Annotated in this window: 10 protein-coding genes; 4 read left to right on the top strand and 6 right to left on the bottom strand. The window is 64.9% G+C overall.

The annotated features are described in order from the left end of the window. Window positions 1-12: 12 nt before the first annotated feature. Entirely contained in the window at window positions 13-918 is a 906-nt protein-coding gene (locus ACI6S0_RS07800) for a dihydrodipicolinate synthase family protein (RefSeq protein ID WP_333702307.1), read from the bottom strand. Between the two features lie 136 nt (window positions 919-1054). Between ACI6S0_RS07800 and ACI6S0_RS07795 the strand changes: the two genes are divergently transcribed. Then, window positions 1055-1789, top strand: coding sequence for an SDR family NAD(P)-dependent oxidoreductase (locus tag ACI6S0_RS07795; RefSeq protein ID WP_434405413.1), 735 nt, complete (start codon window positions 1055-1057; stop codon window positions 1787-1789). A gap of 57 nt (window positions 1790-1846) precedes the next feature. Here the strand turns inward: ACI6S0_RS07795 and mqo are convergent, their stop codons facing one another. From mqo to ACI6S0_RS07780, 3 genes are all read right to left on the bottom strand, one after another. Then, entirely contained in the window at window positions 1847-3571 is a 1725-nt protein-coding gene (gene mqo, locus ACI6S0_RS07790) for a malate dehydrogenase (quinone) (protein ID WP_434405412.1), read from the bottom strand. A 97-nt stretch (window positions 3572-3668) separates the two neighbouring features. Continuing rightward, window positions 3669-5150 (bottom strand): alginate export family protein, encoded by a 1482-nt coding sequence (locus ACI6S0_RS07785; RefSeq protein ID WP_434405411.1) that lies wholly within the window; start codon window positions 5148-5150, stop codon window positions 3669-3671. Between the two features lie 12 nt (window positions 5151-5162). Beyond that, on the bottom strand, window positions 5163-6503 hold the full coding sequence (locus tag ACI6S0_RS07780) for a dicarboxylate/amino acid:cation symporter (RefSeq protein ID WP_434405410.1): 1341 nt from the start codon (window positions 6501-6503) through the stop codon (window positions 5163-5165). 257 nt (window positions 6504-6760) lie between these two features. Between ACI6S0_RS07780 and ACI6S0_RS07775 the strand changes: the two genes are divergently transcribed. From ACI6S0_RS07775 to ACI6S0_RS07765, 3 genes are all read left to right on the top strand, one after another. Continuing rightward, on the top strand, window positions 6761-8518 hold the full coding sequence (locus ACI6S0_RS07775; protein WP_434405409.1) for a sensor histidine kinase: 1758 nt from the start codon (window positions 6761-6763) through the stop codon (window positions 8516-8518). Then, on the top strand, window positions 8515-9831 hold the full coding sequence (locus tag ACI6S0_RS07770; protein WP_434405408.1) for a sigma-54-dependent transcriptional regulator: 1317 nt from the start codon (window positions 8515-8517) through the stop codon (window positions 9829-9831). Before ACI6S0_RS07775 ends, ACI6S0_RS07770 begins: the two co-directional genes overlap by 4 nt. Window positions 9832-9980: 149 nt before the next feature. Beyond that, window positions 9981-12092: a TonB-dependent receptor gene (locus ACI6S0_RS07765; protein WP_434405407.1), complete on the top strand. Its 2112-nt coding sequence runs from the start codon at window positions 9981-9983 to the stop codon at window positions 12090-12092. A gap of 43 nt (window positions 12093-12135) precedes the next feature. Here the strand turns inward: ACI6S0_RS07765 and ACI6S0_RS07760 are convergent, their stop codons facing one another. Together ACI6S0_RS07760 and ACI6S0_RS07755 are read right to left on the bottom strand one after the other, a co-directional pair. Continuing rightward, window positions 12136-13944, bottom strand: a complete 1809-nt coding sequence (locus ACI6S0_RS07760; protein ID WP_434405406.1) for a M14 family metallopeptidase — start codon at window positions 13942-13944, stop codon at window positions 12136-12138. Between the two features lie 17 nt (window positions 13945-13961). Then, the gene (locus ACI6S0_RS07755) at window positions 13962-16166 is read right to left on the bottom strand and encodes a TonB-dependent siderophore receptor (protein ID WP_434405405.1); all 2205 of its coding nucleotides are present in this window, start codon (window positions 16164-16166) and stop codon (window positions 13962-13964) included. Between the last annotated feature and the right edge of the window lie 103 nt (window positions 16167-16269).

Here is a 16269-nt window from a genome sequence, read left to right as displayed (position 1 = left end):
CGCCCATATCCTTCAGCCCTGCACCACGCCGATTCCGGTCCAATCGTCGATCCGCGCGAGGATGCGGTCAAGCTCGCGCTGGTCGCCCTCGTCCAGTTCCGGGCCGGGCGCGCGGGTGAAGGCATCGGCGATCAGGCCGCGCCGGCGCAACACTTCCTTGGTCAGGCGCCAGCGGAACACCGCCTGCATCATCAGCAGCGGCAGCATCCGTTCATAATGGGTGCGCACCGCGTCGCCATCGCCGGCCAGATGGGCGGCCATCAGCGCGACATGCGCCTCGGGCAGTTCGGCCGCCGGCATGGTGCCGATCGCGCCGCGCGCCAGTTCGTCGGTGATGTAGCGGCCACCGGCTCCGCCGAACACGCCCAGCAGATGATCGGGCGCGGCGGCGCGGATCGCACTGATCCGCTGGCCGCACGGCATATTTTCTTCCTTGACCCAGTGGATGGCGGGGACGGCGCCGACCACGGCGATGACATCCTCGGCGCTCAGGCCCGCACCCATCGGCCGGGGGGCATTCTGCAGCATCAGCGGCAGGCCGACCTCGCCGAGCGTGCGATAATGGGCGGCCAGCGCGTCATTGTCGCCGGCCAGCGCGCCCGGCGTCATCACCATTGCGCCGGCGGCACCCGCCGCCTTGCCCGCGCGGATCAGCGCCAGGCTTTCTTCAACGTCCGGACTGGACCCGCCGATGATGAAGCCGATGCGGCCATCGATGCGCGTGGCGATCCGTCCGATCAGGCCGATCCGCTCGTCGAGCGAGAGCATGTCATATTCGCTGGCGAGGCCCGGAAAGACTGCACCGTCGACACCGCAATCGACGACGAAATCGACAATCGCATCCATGCCGCTATCGTCGATCGCGCCCGACGCGTCGAACGGCGTGGGCAGAACCGGATATACGCCACTGACCTTCATGGAACCCCTTCCTCTCCTGTTTCCATTTCAGTTATCGCTCATTTAGCAACACGTCAATCTGATATTATCAGAATTATGCCATTGTGAGCGCATCTCTATATGATATGTTGCTTTTATAAATACGAATGGAGAAGATATGCCCCGCCTGTCCGGCAAGATCGCTCTCGTCACCGGCGCCGCCGGCGGCATCGGCGCGGCCATTTGCGCCCGCTTCAAGGTGGAGGGCGCCCATGTCGTCGCGATGGACCGGATCGCCCCCGATGCGGGGGACGAGGCATGGATCTGCGACCTGGCGGACGACGCTGGCATCGCGCAGGGCGCGGCCGATCTGCTGGCAAGGCTCGGGCCTCCAGACATCATCGTCCATGCCGGCGCCGCGACCGAACAGGCGGATATCTTCGCCTCCTCGCCGCAAGCCTTCAATGCAGTCTATGACGTCAATGTCGGCGGCGCGGTCCGCCTGGTCCAGGCCTTCGCTCCCGCCATGCAGGGCGCAGGCCGGGGCAATTTCGTCTTCATTTCCTCGATCAATGCCCGCATGGGCGCGCCCAGTCTGGCGGCCTATGCCGCATCGAAGGGCGGCCTCGAAACCTTCATGAAGGGCTTTGCGCTGGACGTCGCGACCGACGGTCTGCGCGCCAATTGCGTCGCCCCGGCCTCGATCGACACGGCGATGCTGCGCGCCTCCTTCGACCGACAGCCCGATCCGGCCGCCGCGCTGGCGGCCAATATCCTGCGCCACCCGCTCGGCCGGCTCGGCACCGTCGAGGATGTGGCGAACCTGGTGCTGTTCCTCGCGTCCGATGAAGCCGCCTGGATCACCGGTGGCGTATTCCCGGTGGACGGCGGCGCCGGCATCACCCGGCGATAGGCTGGGGGACAGGGAGCAGGCTGGCGATCGCGCGCCAACCCATCCCCTGTCCGGTCGTTACAGCGCCTGCTGTTCCGAATTGAGGTTGCGCTTCGCCGGCAATTTGGCGCCGGCATCGGGCATCGCACCATTGAGGCTCGCCGGCACCTCGACATAAGGCAGGCCCAGCGTCTGGCTGGTCATGCGGCGGATGCGGTTGGTGAGATCCGGGCTGACGTTGAGTTTCTGCCCATAGGAGGGCACCATCGCCGCCACCTTGGGCTTCCAGCTGGTCGCCATCTGCTGCGGGAAGGCACGACGCATGACTTCGAGCATGATCGCCGGCGAGGTCGAGGCGCCAGGCGAAGCGCCGAGCAGCGCGGCGATGCTGGCATCCTTGTCGGTGACGATTTCGGTCCCGAACTGCAGCACCGTGCCCTTCTTGGGATCATATTTGATCACCTGCACGCGCTGGCCGGCGGTGATCAGCTTCCAGTCGCCGCGCTTGGCATTGGGATAATATTTGACCAGTTCGGCCTGGCGCTGGGCATCGGTCAGCGTCGCCTGCTGCGCCAGATAGCGCACCAGATCGAGATTTTCCGCGCCGACCTTCATCATGCCGCTGACATTATTCTTGTAGATGGAGGCGAACAGATCGAGCGGCGAGCCATTTTTCAGGAATTTCGTGCTCTGGAGTGCGAAGGGACCGAACAGGGTGACCGACTTGCCGTCGAGCTTGCGCGCGTCAAGATGCGGCACCGACATGGGCGGCGATCCGGCCTCCGCCTTGCCATAGACCTTCACATTGTGACGGCTGGTCGCGGCCGGCCCCTCGAACGCCAGGAACTGGCCGCCGACCGGGAAGCCGGCATAGTTTTTCGATTCCGGAATGCCCGACATCTGCAGCAGCTTGAGCGAGGCACCGCCCGCGCCGATGAAGACGAACTTCGCCTTCACCACGGCATCGCTGTTCTTCTTGAGGTCATGGACGGTGACGTTCCACGTCTTGTCCGCATTCTGATGCAGGCCGCGCACCTCATGGCCAAGCTGCAGGTTGAAATTGGGATTGCGGGTCAGCGCATTGGTCAACTGGGTGGTGATGACACCGAAATTGACATCGGTGCCGAGCGGCATGAACGTCGCCGCCACCTTCTGCTTCGGGTCGCGCCCCTCCATCACCAGCGGCGCCCAGCGGCGGATCTGTGCCGGATCCTGCGAATATTGCATGCCGTAGAAGAGCGGGTTCTTGACCAGCGCGTCGCGGCGCTTGTGCAGATAGGCGATATTGTCGTCACCCCAGACGAAGCTCATATGCGGCGTCGCGTTGATGAAGTCGGTCGGCTTGGGCAGGCGGCCCTGCTTGACCTCATGCGACCAGAACTGGCGCGAAATCTCGAACTGCTCGGCGATGTCCACGGCCTTTTCGGTCGCGATCGATCCGTCGTCCTTCTCCGGCGTATAGTTCAGCTCGGCAAAGCCCGAATGGCCGGTGCCGGCATTGTTCCAGCCATTGGAGCTTTCCTGCGCGACCTTGTCCATCCGCTCATAGATGTCGATCCGCCAGTCCGGCTCCATTTCCTGGAGATAGGTGGCCAGCGTCACGCCCATGATGCCGCCGCCGATCACCAGCACATCGATCGGCTGGTCATTGGCGGCCGCCTTCCCGGCCGGCGAGGCCATCGGACGGAACAGGAAGGCGGTGGCGGCGATCGCCAGCACCAAGAGGAGGATGGCAAGGGTAAGGAGGATCTTCTTGAACAGGGGCCGGCGGCGCTGTGCCGCCGGACTGGAGGAGGATGTCATGATCGTGGGTTCCAAATCTGCGTGGAAAGGGGCCGGGCGGCCGGATGCGCGTTCGCCAATCTTGTCCGTCAGGTCATGCGCACCACCCCATCATCCTTCAGAAACGGAAGCTCAGCCAACCGGCCAGATAATCGCTGTTGCCATAGCCGGCACGACTGAGCACCGGTCCTGCATCCAGATGCTCGTAGCGCCCGACAAAGGACAGGCGCGGCGTGATCGACCATGTGATCTGCGCACGGATGGATTCGCCGATCTTGTGACCGGGAACCGATTGGGTGCCGGCGAAGATCGACTTGTTGGCGCGATAGACCGCATCATTTTCATCGGCGCGCCAGGCGAACTGATATTCCATCGTCGCCTTCACGCCCTTGAGCGGCGACAGGGTCAGGCTGGGCGCCAGCGTCTTGAGGTTGGTCGGCGTCATGCACAGCTGGTAGCTGTAATAGATATTATTGCCGAAGGGGGCATAGGCAGCCTTCAGCGTGCCGCCCTCGAACGTGCCGCCGCCGCTCGCATAATCGGCGTGGAAGCCGATGCGCGGCCCCATCGGCAGGTCGCCGGGCAGCTTGTAGCTCTGGTTGAAGAAAAGCTGCCAGGCGCTGATGTCGCGACCGTCGAAATCGCCGAACTGGTGGTTGATGGTCCAGTCGAGATTGACCGGGCCAACCTCCCCCCACAGGCGCGCGCCGGCATAGAAGCGTTCGACCCGGCCGGTCACGCCGCCCCACAGCGCCTCGCTGGTGCGCAACCGCCAGAAGAAGGGATCGAGATAGAGTTCCGATCCGCCCAGCGCCTTTTCCGGGATACGGATGCCGGCGGTGAAGCCGGAAAAACGCCGCCCATGCTCGACCTTGTCGTCGCCAGTGCCGCCATTGCCCAGCGCGGTCGGCTTGAAATCGAAGGCATCGATGCGCAGCGATCCCGTCCTTGCCCAGGCCCGCACGCCGTTCAGCGCATAGCGGATCGTGTTGTTGTCGCGCTGCGACGTCAGCAGATTGGGACCGTCGGTAAATTCCTGCCGCCCATAGCGCAGGCCCAGGTCCATGCCCGCAACCCGGCCCTTCAGTTCGGCGAAGGACTGGAGCAGCACCAGATCATTGCGCAGCGATCCCGACGGCGTGCCGATATTGTCACCGGACATGCCGCCATGGGCGATTTCGCCATAGAAGCGCAGATGCGGCCCGACATGCAGGTCGGCGCCACCGACCAGCCGGTTGATGTCCTGCCGCTGGCTGCCGGCGTTCCGCAGGTTGAGGTTGGTCGTGTAATTGACCCGCACCCGCGCCTCGCCGCTGAGCGTCAGATAGATGTCGCCGTCATCGTCGAGCGGCAGATATTTTAGGCGATCGAACAGGTCGTCGCGCTGCGCCGGATCGGCCTTGCCGCGCCAGTCCTCCGCCCAGCGCGACAGGGCATAGCCGCCCGATACCGATCCTTCGCCGACGGCATCGGCAGGATAGAGGCTGGCGGGCTCAGCGGGCATGTCGTCGGCCCATGCGGGACGGGCGAACAGGGTTGCCAGGGTGAGAGCGGAGACGGCGATGGGGCGGCGCGTGGCGGCGCAGGAGAAACGAACCATGGTGGCTGCGCCTCATTCTGCCGGTACGGCGCTGGCGAGCGCCGGCTCGGCCGGGGATGGCGCCCCGCCCTCGCCCCGCATCGCGGCCTGCAACTGCGCCTGGTCCAGCTTCCCTTCCCAGCGCGAGACCACGATCGTCGCCACCGCATTGCCGATGAAGTTGGTGAGGCTGCGGCATTCGCTCATGAAGCGGTCGACGCCCAGGATCAGGGCCATGCCGGCGACAGGCACGGAGGGGACGATGGAGAGGGTCGCCGCCAGCGTGATGAAGCCGGCACCGGTCACGCCCGCCGCGCCCTTGGACGAGAGCATAGCGACGCCCAACAACAGGATCTGGTCGCCGATCGACAGGTCCACACCGGTGGCCTGCGCGATGAACAAAGCGGCCAGCGTCATGTAGATATTGGTGCCGTCGAGGTTGAAGCTGTAGCCGGTCGGCACGACCAGCCCGACGATCGACTTGGGGCAGCCCGCCCGCTCCATCTTATCGATCAGGGCCGGCAGCGCGCTTTCCGATGATGATGTGCCGAGCACCAGCAGCAATTCGGTCTTCAGGTAACGGATCAGGCCGAAGATCGAGAAACCGGCGGCACGGGCAACCAGACCCAGGATCACGACCACGAACAGTGCCGAAGTGAGGTAGAAGGTGCCGACGAGGAAGGCGAGATTGGCGAGCGTGCCGACGCCATATTTGCCGATGGTGAAGGCCATTGCACCGAACGCACCGACGGGCGCTGCCTTCATGACGATCGCGACCAGCTTGAACACCGCGGTCGAGACATCTTCGAGCAGGTCGAGCACGCGCGCGCCGCGATCGCCGATCAGTGCCAGTGCGACCCCGAACAGGATCGCGACGAACAGCACCTGCAGGATATTGCCGCTGACGAAGGCGGACAGGAAACTGTCGGGGATGATTCCGGTCAGGAAGCCGGTCAGCGTGCTGTCATGCGCCTTCTCCGCATATTCGCTGACCTTGCTGGCGTCGAGCGTGGCGGGATCGATGTCGAGGCCAGCGCCCGGCCGCACCACATTGGCGACGATCATACCGACGACCAGCGCCAGGGTGGAGAAGAACAGGAAATAGGCGAAGGCCTTGCCCGCGACCCGGCCGACGCTGGCAATGTCGCGCATGCCGGCAATGCCGGTGACGATCGTCAGGAAAATGACCGGGGCGATGACCATCTTCACCGCCTTGATGAAGGCGTCGCCAACCGGCTTCATCGCCTCGCCCAGATGCGGCGCAAAATGGCCGAGCGCCACGCCGGCGATGATCGCCAGCAGCACCTGCGCATAGAGATGAAGATACCAGGGACGCCGGGCGACCGGCGTGTCGGGGAAATCGAAAATCTGCATGACAGTTATCTTTCTGGCCCTCGCCAAAAGCCTTCCCGCCTTCTTGAATGGGCGGGTCGGGAATTGAAGGGGCCAGTATCGAGCCGTCAGCCATGCACGACAAATTGCAGGAGGAATGAAATTAAATTATTATAATTCAATATTTTGATGATGTAACGGCGGGGGCAAGAGGATGTTGTCAGTGCAGATATCTGCCCATCAATTTCGCATAATGTGCAGAAATTTGCACATGACGCGCCGGCGCGATATGCAGGGGCATGGACGGCGCCCGCTTCCCGACTCGGATCCTGTGGATCGCCCTATTCCTGGGCGTGGCCGGCGGCCTGCTCTGGCTGTCGGGCGAGGTCGCCGAGCGCAATGCCATCGCCCGCTTGAGTGCGGAGACGCGTGGCGCCGCGATACTGCGGCAGGCCTATCTCAAGAGCGAGATCGAGCGGTTCCGACTGTTGCCCATTGCCCTCTCCGACGACAGCGATCTGGTCGCGGGCCTCACTGGATCGCAGACCGCCCTGCGGGCGCTTGACCGCAAGCTGGAGGCGCTCGCCCGTACTACTGGCGCGGCGCAAATCTATGTGCTCGACGCATCCGGGCGCACCGTCGCATCGAGCAATTGGGGCAGCGAACGCAGCTTCGTCGGCCAGGACTATTCCTTCCGTAACTATTTCAAGCTGGCCGCCGCCCATGGATCGGGCGCGCAATTTGCCCTCGGCACGATCAGTGAGCGGCCCGGCATGTATCTGTCGCGGCGATCGCGCGGCGGCGGCTATGTCGTGGTGAAGCTGGAATTTGATGGGATCGAGCAGCAATGGGCGCGGCTCGGCGAAATCACCTTCATCACCAGTCGCGAGGGCATCATCCTCATCACCAGCCGCCCCGACTGGCGCTTCACCACCATCCATTCGCTGTCCGCGCAAGCCAAGCAGCGCTTTCGCGCCGAATTGCAGTCCGGCCGCGGCTCGCTGCTGCCGGTGCCGCTCAGGGGAATGAGCGATGCCGATGGCCGGCAGATCGTCAGCCCCGCCGACGAACCGCGCCGCCGCCTGCTGTGGCAATCGGTCGCGGCCGGCGAACCGGGCTGGCAGCTCAACATGCTGACCCCGCTGCATGGCGTGGAAAGCTTCGTGCGCACGGTAAGGCTGGCGACCCTGCTGCTGCTGCTGCTGCTCGCCGGCGGCATCTGGATATTGCGCGAGCGCGGCCATCGCCGCGCCGAACGCGCCGCCATGGCCGCCGCCCGCACCAGCGAACTGGAGGCGATGGTCACCGCCCGCACCCATGAGTTGCGCCGCGAGATGGAGGAGCGTGCCGCCAGCGAGACACGCGCCGACACGCTGCGCGAAGGGCTGCGCCAGGCCAATCGCCTGGCATCGCTGGGCCAGATCACCGCCGGCATCGCCCATGAAACCGCCCAGCCGGTCGCCGCGATCCGCAGCTATGCTGCCAATGGCCGGCTTTTGATCGAGCGCGGCGATGCCGAGGCGGCGGCCGAGAATATGGCGGCGATCGAACGGCTGACCGACCGGATCGGCAAGGTCACGGCCGAACTGCGCGGTTTCTCGCGCAAGGCGACCGGCGCGATCGATGCCATTCCGCTGGCCGGGCCGATCGAGGGCAGCGTGCTGATCCTCAAATCGCGGCTGGCTCGGGTCGACCTGCACCTGCCCGACCTACCGGACGATCTACGCGTCATGGCCGACACGATCCGGCTGGAACAGGTTCTGGTCAACCTGCTGCAAAATGCGCTGGAAGCGCTGGACGGCGTGGTCGCGCCGACGATCCGCCTGTCCGTCGCGCTCGATGCGGAGACGGTATTGCTGTCGGTGATCGACAATGGGCCGGGCATCGATCCGTCGGTGCAGGGCCAGCTTTTCACCCCCTTCGTGACCAGCCGCCCGTCGGGCCTGGGGCTCGGGCTCGTCATCGCCAGCGACATCATGGCCGACATGGGAGGATCGCTGCGCCTGCTGCCCAGTGAAGCCGGTGCCCATTTTCAGCTGAGGCTGCAACGCGCATGACCGACATGCCCCCGCGTCCGATCGCCCTGGTCGACGATGATGATGATTTGCGCGCCGCCATGGCGCAGACGCTGACGCTGGCGGGCCATGAGGTGCGCGCCTTCGCCCGTGCCGCCGATGCGCTGGCGGCGATCGATGCGGACTTTCCCGGCGTGGTGGTCAGCGACGTGCGGATGCCGCACATGTCGGGCATCGACCTGTTCCGGGCGCTCCATGCCCGCGACGCGGAACTGCCGGTGATCCTGGTCACCGGCCATGGCGATGTGCCGATGGCGGTGGATGCGCTCAAGGCCGGCGCCTGGGACTTCCTGACCAAGCCGTTCAATCCCGACGCGCTGCTGGCATCAGTCGCGCGGGCGAGCGAGAAGAGGCTGCTAGTGATCGAGAACCGCCGCCTGCGCGCGATGGTCGATAGCGCCGTCCCCTCCCCGCTGATCGGCCATTCCCCGGCGATCGAGCGGCTGCGCGACATGGTGGCGACGCTGGCCGACACCAATATAGACATATTGGTCGAGGGCGAGACCGGCACCGGCAAGGAACTGGTCGCGCGCATGATCCATCAGCGCAGCCGCCGCGCCAGCGCCCAGTTCGTCAGCATCGCCTGCGCCGCCGTGCCCGATGCGATCGCCGAGACCAGCCTGCATGGCGAGAGCCTGGCCGGGCGCGCGCCGCTCGAAGGGCGGCTGGCCCGCGCGCATCAGGGCACCTTGTTCCTGGACGATGTCGACCAGTCCGGGCCGGCGCTGCAGGCGCATCTGATCCAGTTTCTGGAGGACCGGCTGGTCCGCCCGGTCGGCGCGCGCGAACCCCAACCAGTGGACCTGCGCGTGATCGGCTGCATGACGCAGCAGGGGCAGACGGCGGCGATCCAGCCGGCGCTGCTCTATCGGCTGGCGGCGGTGCGGCTGCACATTCCGCCGCTGCGCGAACGGCGCGAGGATATTCCGCTGATCTTCGCCCATCTGCTTGATGGCGCCGCCCGTCGCTTCCGCCGCGCGGTGCCGCCGGTCAGCCGCGCGGTGCTGGCCCATCTGCTGGACCATGACTGGCCCGGCAATGTCCATGAACTGGGGCGGCTGGCCGAACGGCTCGCGCTGGGACTGGAACAGGAACCGGTCTCCGATGGCGCGACGCTACCGCTCGACGCGCGCATGGACGCGTTCGAGCGCATGGCGATCATCGAAGCGATCCAGGCGACCGGCGGCGACATGGGCCAGGCGATCGAGCGCCTCGGCCTGCCGCGCAAGACCTTCTATTATCGGGTCCGGCGGCTGGGGATCGACTTGCGGAAGCTGCGCGGGCTGGATGGATAGGGCGCCAGCCACATGACAGAAATGTAATGTTTGATATGTTGTAACATCATGGACATGTTTTTAGAGAGGCGAGGCAGCCTCCAGCGCGACCGAGCAGGGCGTGGAGGTCAGAATAATGTCGCTCCATCCACCTCGGGGGATCCAAGTCCATGCAATTCCAGTTTCTCGCCGGCTGCGCGCTTGCCGTTCTCGGCGTTTCGACAGCCGCCCATGCGCAAACCGCATCGGATGACGCCGCCGACGGCTATCACCAAGCAGCCCGTTCCGACATCATCGTCACCGGCATATTGCCGACCCGTCGCCAGGACATGCTGTCCAGTGTCGCCGTGGTCGAAGGCAAGGATCTGACCCAGGCGATCCGCCCGTCGATCGGCGAGACGCTGGAACATCAGCCGGGCGTATCCGCCACCTCCTTCGGCCCCAGCGCCTCGCGCCCGGTGCTGCGCGGCCTGCAGGGCGAACGCGTCAAGATGCTGACCAACAGCCTGTCGACCGTCGACGTGTCCAACACCTCGGTCGATCATGCGGTCGTCGTCAATCCGCTGCTTGCCGAACGGATCGAGGTGCTGCGTGGGCCGCAGTCGCTGCTCTACGGATCGTCGGCGATCGGCGGCGTCGTCAACGTCATCGACAAGCGTATCCCCACGGCCATCCCGGATGAGCCGGTCCATGTCGATGCGATCGGCACCTATGGCTCGGCCGCGGACGAGCGTTCGGGCGCGGCCTCGGTCGACGTGCCGCTATCGGGCGGCTGGGTCGCCCATGCCGATGGCAGCTATCTCAAGAGCGACGATGTCCGCATCGGCGGCCATGCCCTCACCCCTGCCCTGCGCGATCAGGCGCTGGCATCGAGCCTGCTCCCCGCCGACGACAGCGAGGAAGCGATCGACTTTGCCGGCAATGCCGCGGTCAAGGGCAAGCTGCCCAATTCGGCGGCCAAGACCTGGACCGCCGGCGGTGGCATCGCCTATATCGGCGACACCGGCAATATCGGTATTTCCTACGACCATTATGACAGCCTCTATGGCGTGCCAATCCGCTTCGCGACCCAGCCGGGCGACGAGCAGGAAGCCCCGCGCCTCAGCATGAAGCAGGACAGCGTCAACCTGCGCGCCGAAGTGAATGGCGACGGCAATGTACTGGACAAGGTTTCGCTGCGCCTGGGCTATGCCGACTATACCCATGCCGAACTGGAAGAAGACGGCTCGGTGGGCACCGCCTTCTTCAGCAAGGGCATGGAAGCCAGGCTGGAACTGACCCAGGCGAAGCATGGCGCCTGGCGCGGCGCGACCGGCGTGCAACTGTTCAACCGCGACTTCAACGTGATCGGTGAGGAAGCTTTCCTGCCGAAAAACTCGACCACGCAGGTCGGCGTCTTCACCTTGCAGCAGCTCGATTATGGCGCGCTCAAGTTCGAGCTGGGCGGCCGCTACGAACATACCAGCCTGACCGCCAATCCGCTGGAGGATCAGGAGCAGTTCTTCGCCGGCAAGCGCAGCTTCGACGCCTTCTCCGGCTCGGTCGGCGCCTCCTATGGCCTGACCGACAGCTGGCGCATCGGCCTCAACCTGTCGCACACCGAACGCGCGCCGGCGGCTGAAGAATTGTTCGCCAACGGCCCCCATGCCGGCACCCAGGCCTATGAGGTCGGCAATCCCGACTTCAATCTGGAAAAGGCCAACAGCGTCGAGGCGATCCTGCGCGGCAGCGGCGACAATTACAGCTTCGAGGCGTCGGCCTATCACACCTGGTTCTCGAACTTCATCTATGAGGATCTGACCGGCGAGGAAGAAGATGGCCTGCCCGTCTATGCGTTCAACCAGGCGGACGCCCGCTATTATGGCTTCGAGGTGCAGGGATCGCTGACCCTGGCCAAGCTGGGCGATGGCAAGATCGTCGCTGATGGCCTAGCCGACTATGTCCATGCCAATGTGAAGAGCGTCGGGCCGGCGCCGCGCATTCCCCCGCTCCGTCTGCTCGGTGGCCTGGCCTATCAGGCGACCAAGTTCGACCTGCGCGGGGAAGTCGAGCGCGTCAGCAAGCAGGACCGGGTCGCCGAGTTCGAGACCACGACGCCCGGCTATACCATGGTCAATGCCGAGCTGAATGTTCGCCCGTGGGGCAAGGAACGTCCGCTCAGCTTCGCCCTGTCGGCCAACAACATCTTCGATGTGGTCGCCCGCCGGGCCTCGTCCTTCCTCAAGGACTATGCCCCGCTCACCGGCCGCGACATCCGCGTGACCGCGCGGGTCAGCTTCTGATGTGGAAGAACCGGGGCGGGTCGACCGCCCCGGTTCATCGGGCTCAGTTCTCCCTGAGCACCGGATAGAGATGATGATAGGGGCTGCGATCGGGCAGCCGGGCCGAAAGCCAGTCGAGCCGCGCGTCGCCATCGGCCGCAAATGTAGCATCAGCGGCCAGTTTCGCCTCGAACTCTGCGCGAAGCTGCGGATCGGCGGCCAGCAGCGCTTCCGCGATTGGTGCCCGGACGAAATCCTCCGCCCCAGAAGGCGCCGCCAATATCTCCGGGAAGAAGCCCCAGGCAAGGAAACTGTCCTGGCTTTCCGGCTCCAGCAGCGCTGCCGCCAAAAGGCCCAGCGGCTGATCGGCAGGCACGCGCACCGTGCCGGCGGGCAAGGTTTCGGTGACATTCTCGTGCCGCAACTTCGTGTCGAGCGGGATGCGCGCGTCGCGCACCGGCATCGTTTGCGGTTCCACCAGCCGCGCCCGATCGAGCGTCAGCGTGCGCGGCGCGTCCAGCACCTCAAAACGGATGCCATGCAATGTCAGCCGGTCGATCACCTCGGCCTGCCCGGCCGGTATCCACCACGCCTTGGGCAGACGCACCGTCTCGACCGGTTCCTGGCCGATGATCGGCATCCGCCAATCGACCGGACGGCCCAGCCATTTCTGTTCCCTGCGCCCGCTCGCGGGCGAGACATAGGTGTCGAAGGCAACGCCCTTGAACCGCTCGACCCAGCCGATCGGCTGCACGGCCGGCTTCCACCGGGTCAGCATTTCGGCGGGGCGCGATGCCCGGTCGCTGGCCTTCGCCTGCGCAATCGCTCCAACATCCTGTCCGGCCAGCTTCAGCGCTGCCTCCAGCAGCACATAGGTGCCCAGCACCCGCTGGCGATAGGGCTTCATCATATGGTTTTCGACCAGCACGGTCGGGACACCGATGAAGTCGCCATAGCCGGTCGAATAGCGCGGCCCTTCGGGTGCCTGGCGAATGCCCTTGGTCGGTTCGCGGGTATCAATCGGGCTGGGATAGATGGTGGGGACATGCCCGGCCTTTTCCAGCGCCGCCGTCACGCTCGGTCCGAAACGGCCCTGCAGCCAGTCGGCGGTGGCGTGGTGATAGGCATAGCGGCCCCAGCCGGCATAGGTGAATGTGATGTCATATTGCATGTCGAAGCCGTCGCTGACATGGCAATCGACATAGAGGATCGGGTCCAGCCGGCGCAGCAGGCCGATCATCGCTCGGCTTTCGGGCGCGTCCGCTTTTGCATAGTCGCGGTTCAGGTTGATGTTGCGGCTGTTGCCGACATAGCCCTTCTCCGCCGGACCGCGCAGTGCCGGGAAGTTCCAGCGACTCCTCTTTTCATGCCCGTCGATATTATAGACCGGCACGAACAGCAGATCGACCTTGTCGAGCAGCCCGTCCTTGCCGCGCAGCGCGATGTCGCGCAGCAGCATCAAGCCGGCATCCTTGCCATCGATCTCGCCCGCATGGATGCCTGCCTGCACCAGCACGACCGGCTTGCCCGTGCCGCCCTTACTGGCGCGGACCAGCAGCATGTCGCGCCCTTCGCCGGTGCGGCCGAAGGTTTCGAGGCTGATGAGGGGAGATGCTGCATCCAGTCGCTTCAACCACGCCGTAACCTCGTCATAGCGCGGCGTAGTGGCGAAGCCTGCCTGTTCGGCCGGCGTGATCCAGGGATCATCCTTGCCGACGACCAGCTTCTCGCTGGCGCCGGACCAGGGCAGCGTTGGCGGTAGCACCGAAGCGGGCAGCCCCGGCAGCGGCGCCTCAGTCGGCGGCTGCGCGATGGCGGTGCCCGCGACACACAAAGCGGCGGCGCCCAGAAGGCGCGTCATCGTCTTGCTCATCTCTCTATCCTTCCGGCTCAGAAGCGGGCGCGCACGCCGACGGTGGCGGTGCGCGGCGTGCCCGGCTGCACCCAGACCGAGCTGTAGCTGCTGGCATACCATGTCTCGTCGAACAGGTTGCTGATCGTCCCGAACAGCTCGACACCCTCGATCACATCGACGCTGCCGAACAGGCGGAACAGGGTGTGCGACGGCAGGGTGAAGTCCGTGCCCGTCTCGCCCAGCCGTTCGCCGACATATTGCATGCCCGCGCCCAGTTGCGCCCCGCGCCCGGCCAGTTCGAAATGCTTGGCAACCTGGATGTTGAGATTGTGATCGGGAATGTTGATCAGCCTGTCGCCCGGCAGGATCTGGGTGGCGAAATTGGGATCGTTCACCGCCTCCCGCGCTTCGGCATCGGTATAGGCGTAGCTCAGCAGGATATCGATATCGCCGGGCAGATGGCCGTTCACGTCCAGTTCTATGCCGCGGCTCCGCGCCTTGCCGATCGCGACGGAAAAGCCGGGATTATTATTGTCGCTGGCCAGCACATTATCCTTGGTCAGCTGATAGACGGACAGGGTGCCGGTCAGCGCGCCGCCGAGCGCGGTCAGCTTGACGCCAGCCTCGATCGACTCACTCGTTTCCGGGTCGAAGATATTGTTGAAGAAATCCGCGCCGACATTGGCGCGATAGCCCTGGCCATAAGCGGCATAGAGGGTGATCGGATCGCTGAGGTCATAGACGATGCCGGCCTGCGGGCTGAACCGCTCATATTTGCGGCTGTTGTAACGGTTGGCCTCCGGAAGGGTGCGATTATCGACCTTCAGCGTCAGATTGTCATGACGGCCGCCGATGCGGATCTGGAGCCGTTCGGTCAGTTCGATCTGGTCCTGCACATAGAAGCCAAAGCTGCGCTGGGTATCCAGACGGTTGGTCAGCACCGACGTCGCGGGCAGCGGATATTGGCCATAGACCGGATTGTCGATGTCGATGACATAGCCGGCCTGGTCGCTCGGGTTGGTGCTGAGCGCCGGCGGGCGATAGCGCGTGAAATAATTATCATATTCGAACTGGTCGAAATCGCCGCCGATCAGCACGCGATGGCGCAGCGATCCGGTCTCGAACTTGCCGGCGATCTCGGCGCGGACCACGCTATGTTCCGCATCATAGCGACGCGAGCGGCGCTGGCGCGACAGGGAATGGCCGTCGACATAGAGTTTCTGACGCGACGCGGTCTGCTCCGCGTCGGACGAAAAACCGGTCAGCAGCGTGTCGCGATGGCTGGCCCCAACCAGCAGGCTCCAGTCGTCATTGAACTGATGGTCGAGCCGCAACTGGTGGCCGGTGGCACGGGCGATCGTGTCGCCATCGCCCGGCTCGCCCAGGAAGCGCGACCGCGGCACAGTGTCGAAATCATTGTTCAGGACGACGATGCCGCGATCGAACGGCACTTCCACGCGGGTCCATTCGAAATCATAGGTAAGCCGCGTCCGATCGCCCAGCGCAACGCCGATCGAGGGCAGGAAACCCCAGCGCTTCTGCGACACATAGTCGCGGAACGTGTCGCCCTTCTCATAATAGCCGATCAGCCGTGCGGTGATGCCGTCGGTCAGCGCCAGATTGGCGTCGGCGTCAGCGCGGAACCGGTCATAGCTGCCATATTGCAGCGTGCCCGTGCCGAAGGTCCGGCCGATTTCCGCTTGCTTGGTGACGAGGTTGATCGTGCCGCCCGGCTCACCGCGCCCGATCAGCGCCGCCGCCGGCCCCTTGAGCACCTCGACCCGCTCGATCCCGGCCACGTCGCGCTGGCCGCCAAAGCCGCGCCCTGCATTGAAGCCATTGACCAGGTAGCCGCTCGGCAGATTTTCATCTCCTGCAAAGCCGCGAATGGCGAAACTGTCCCACAGCCCGCCCAGCGTATTCTGGCGCGCGACCGAGGCATTCATGTCCAGCGCGTCGGTCAGGCGCAGGATATTATTCTGCTGCAGCGTCTCCGCGTCGATCTCCGTGATCGCCTGGGGAATTTCCTTCACGGAGAAATCCCCGCGATAGGCCTGGCGCACGCCGTCGACCATGATGGCCCCCTCGCCCTCCGGCACATGATGAACCGCGTCGCCAGTCTGCGCCTGGGCTGGAAGCCAGGCCAGGACAGCGGCCAGCGGCAGCGCGCGGGCGATGTGATGGAAGCGACGGGAACGGACGGGCGCAGCGCAGGCGCGCGGCAGGAACTGGATCGACATATTTTCCCCTGAATGAAATGAGACGAAATCTCATTCGCCGTCGCCCCTAGGATAGGCCCGTCGCACCCGTCAATGGAAATGTTATATTATTTCATTGACAGAT

The sequence above is a fragment of the Sphingobium sp. DN12 genome, assembly GCF_051058005.1.
GTDB lineage: Bacteria > Pseudomonadota > Alphaproteobacteria > Sphingomonadales > Sphingomonadaceae > Sphingobium > Sphingobium yanoikuyae.
Note: the sequence above shows the minus strand (reverse complement) of the source record. Positions and strands in the feature narration are given on the sequence as shown.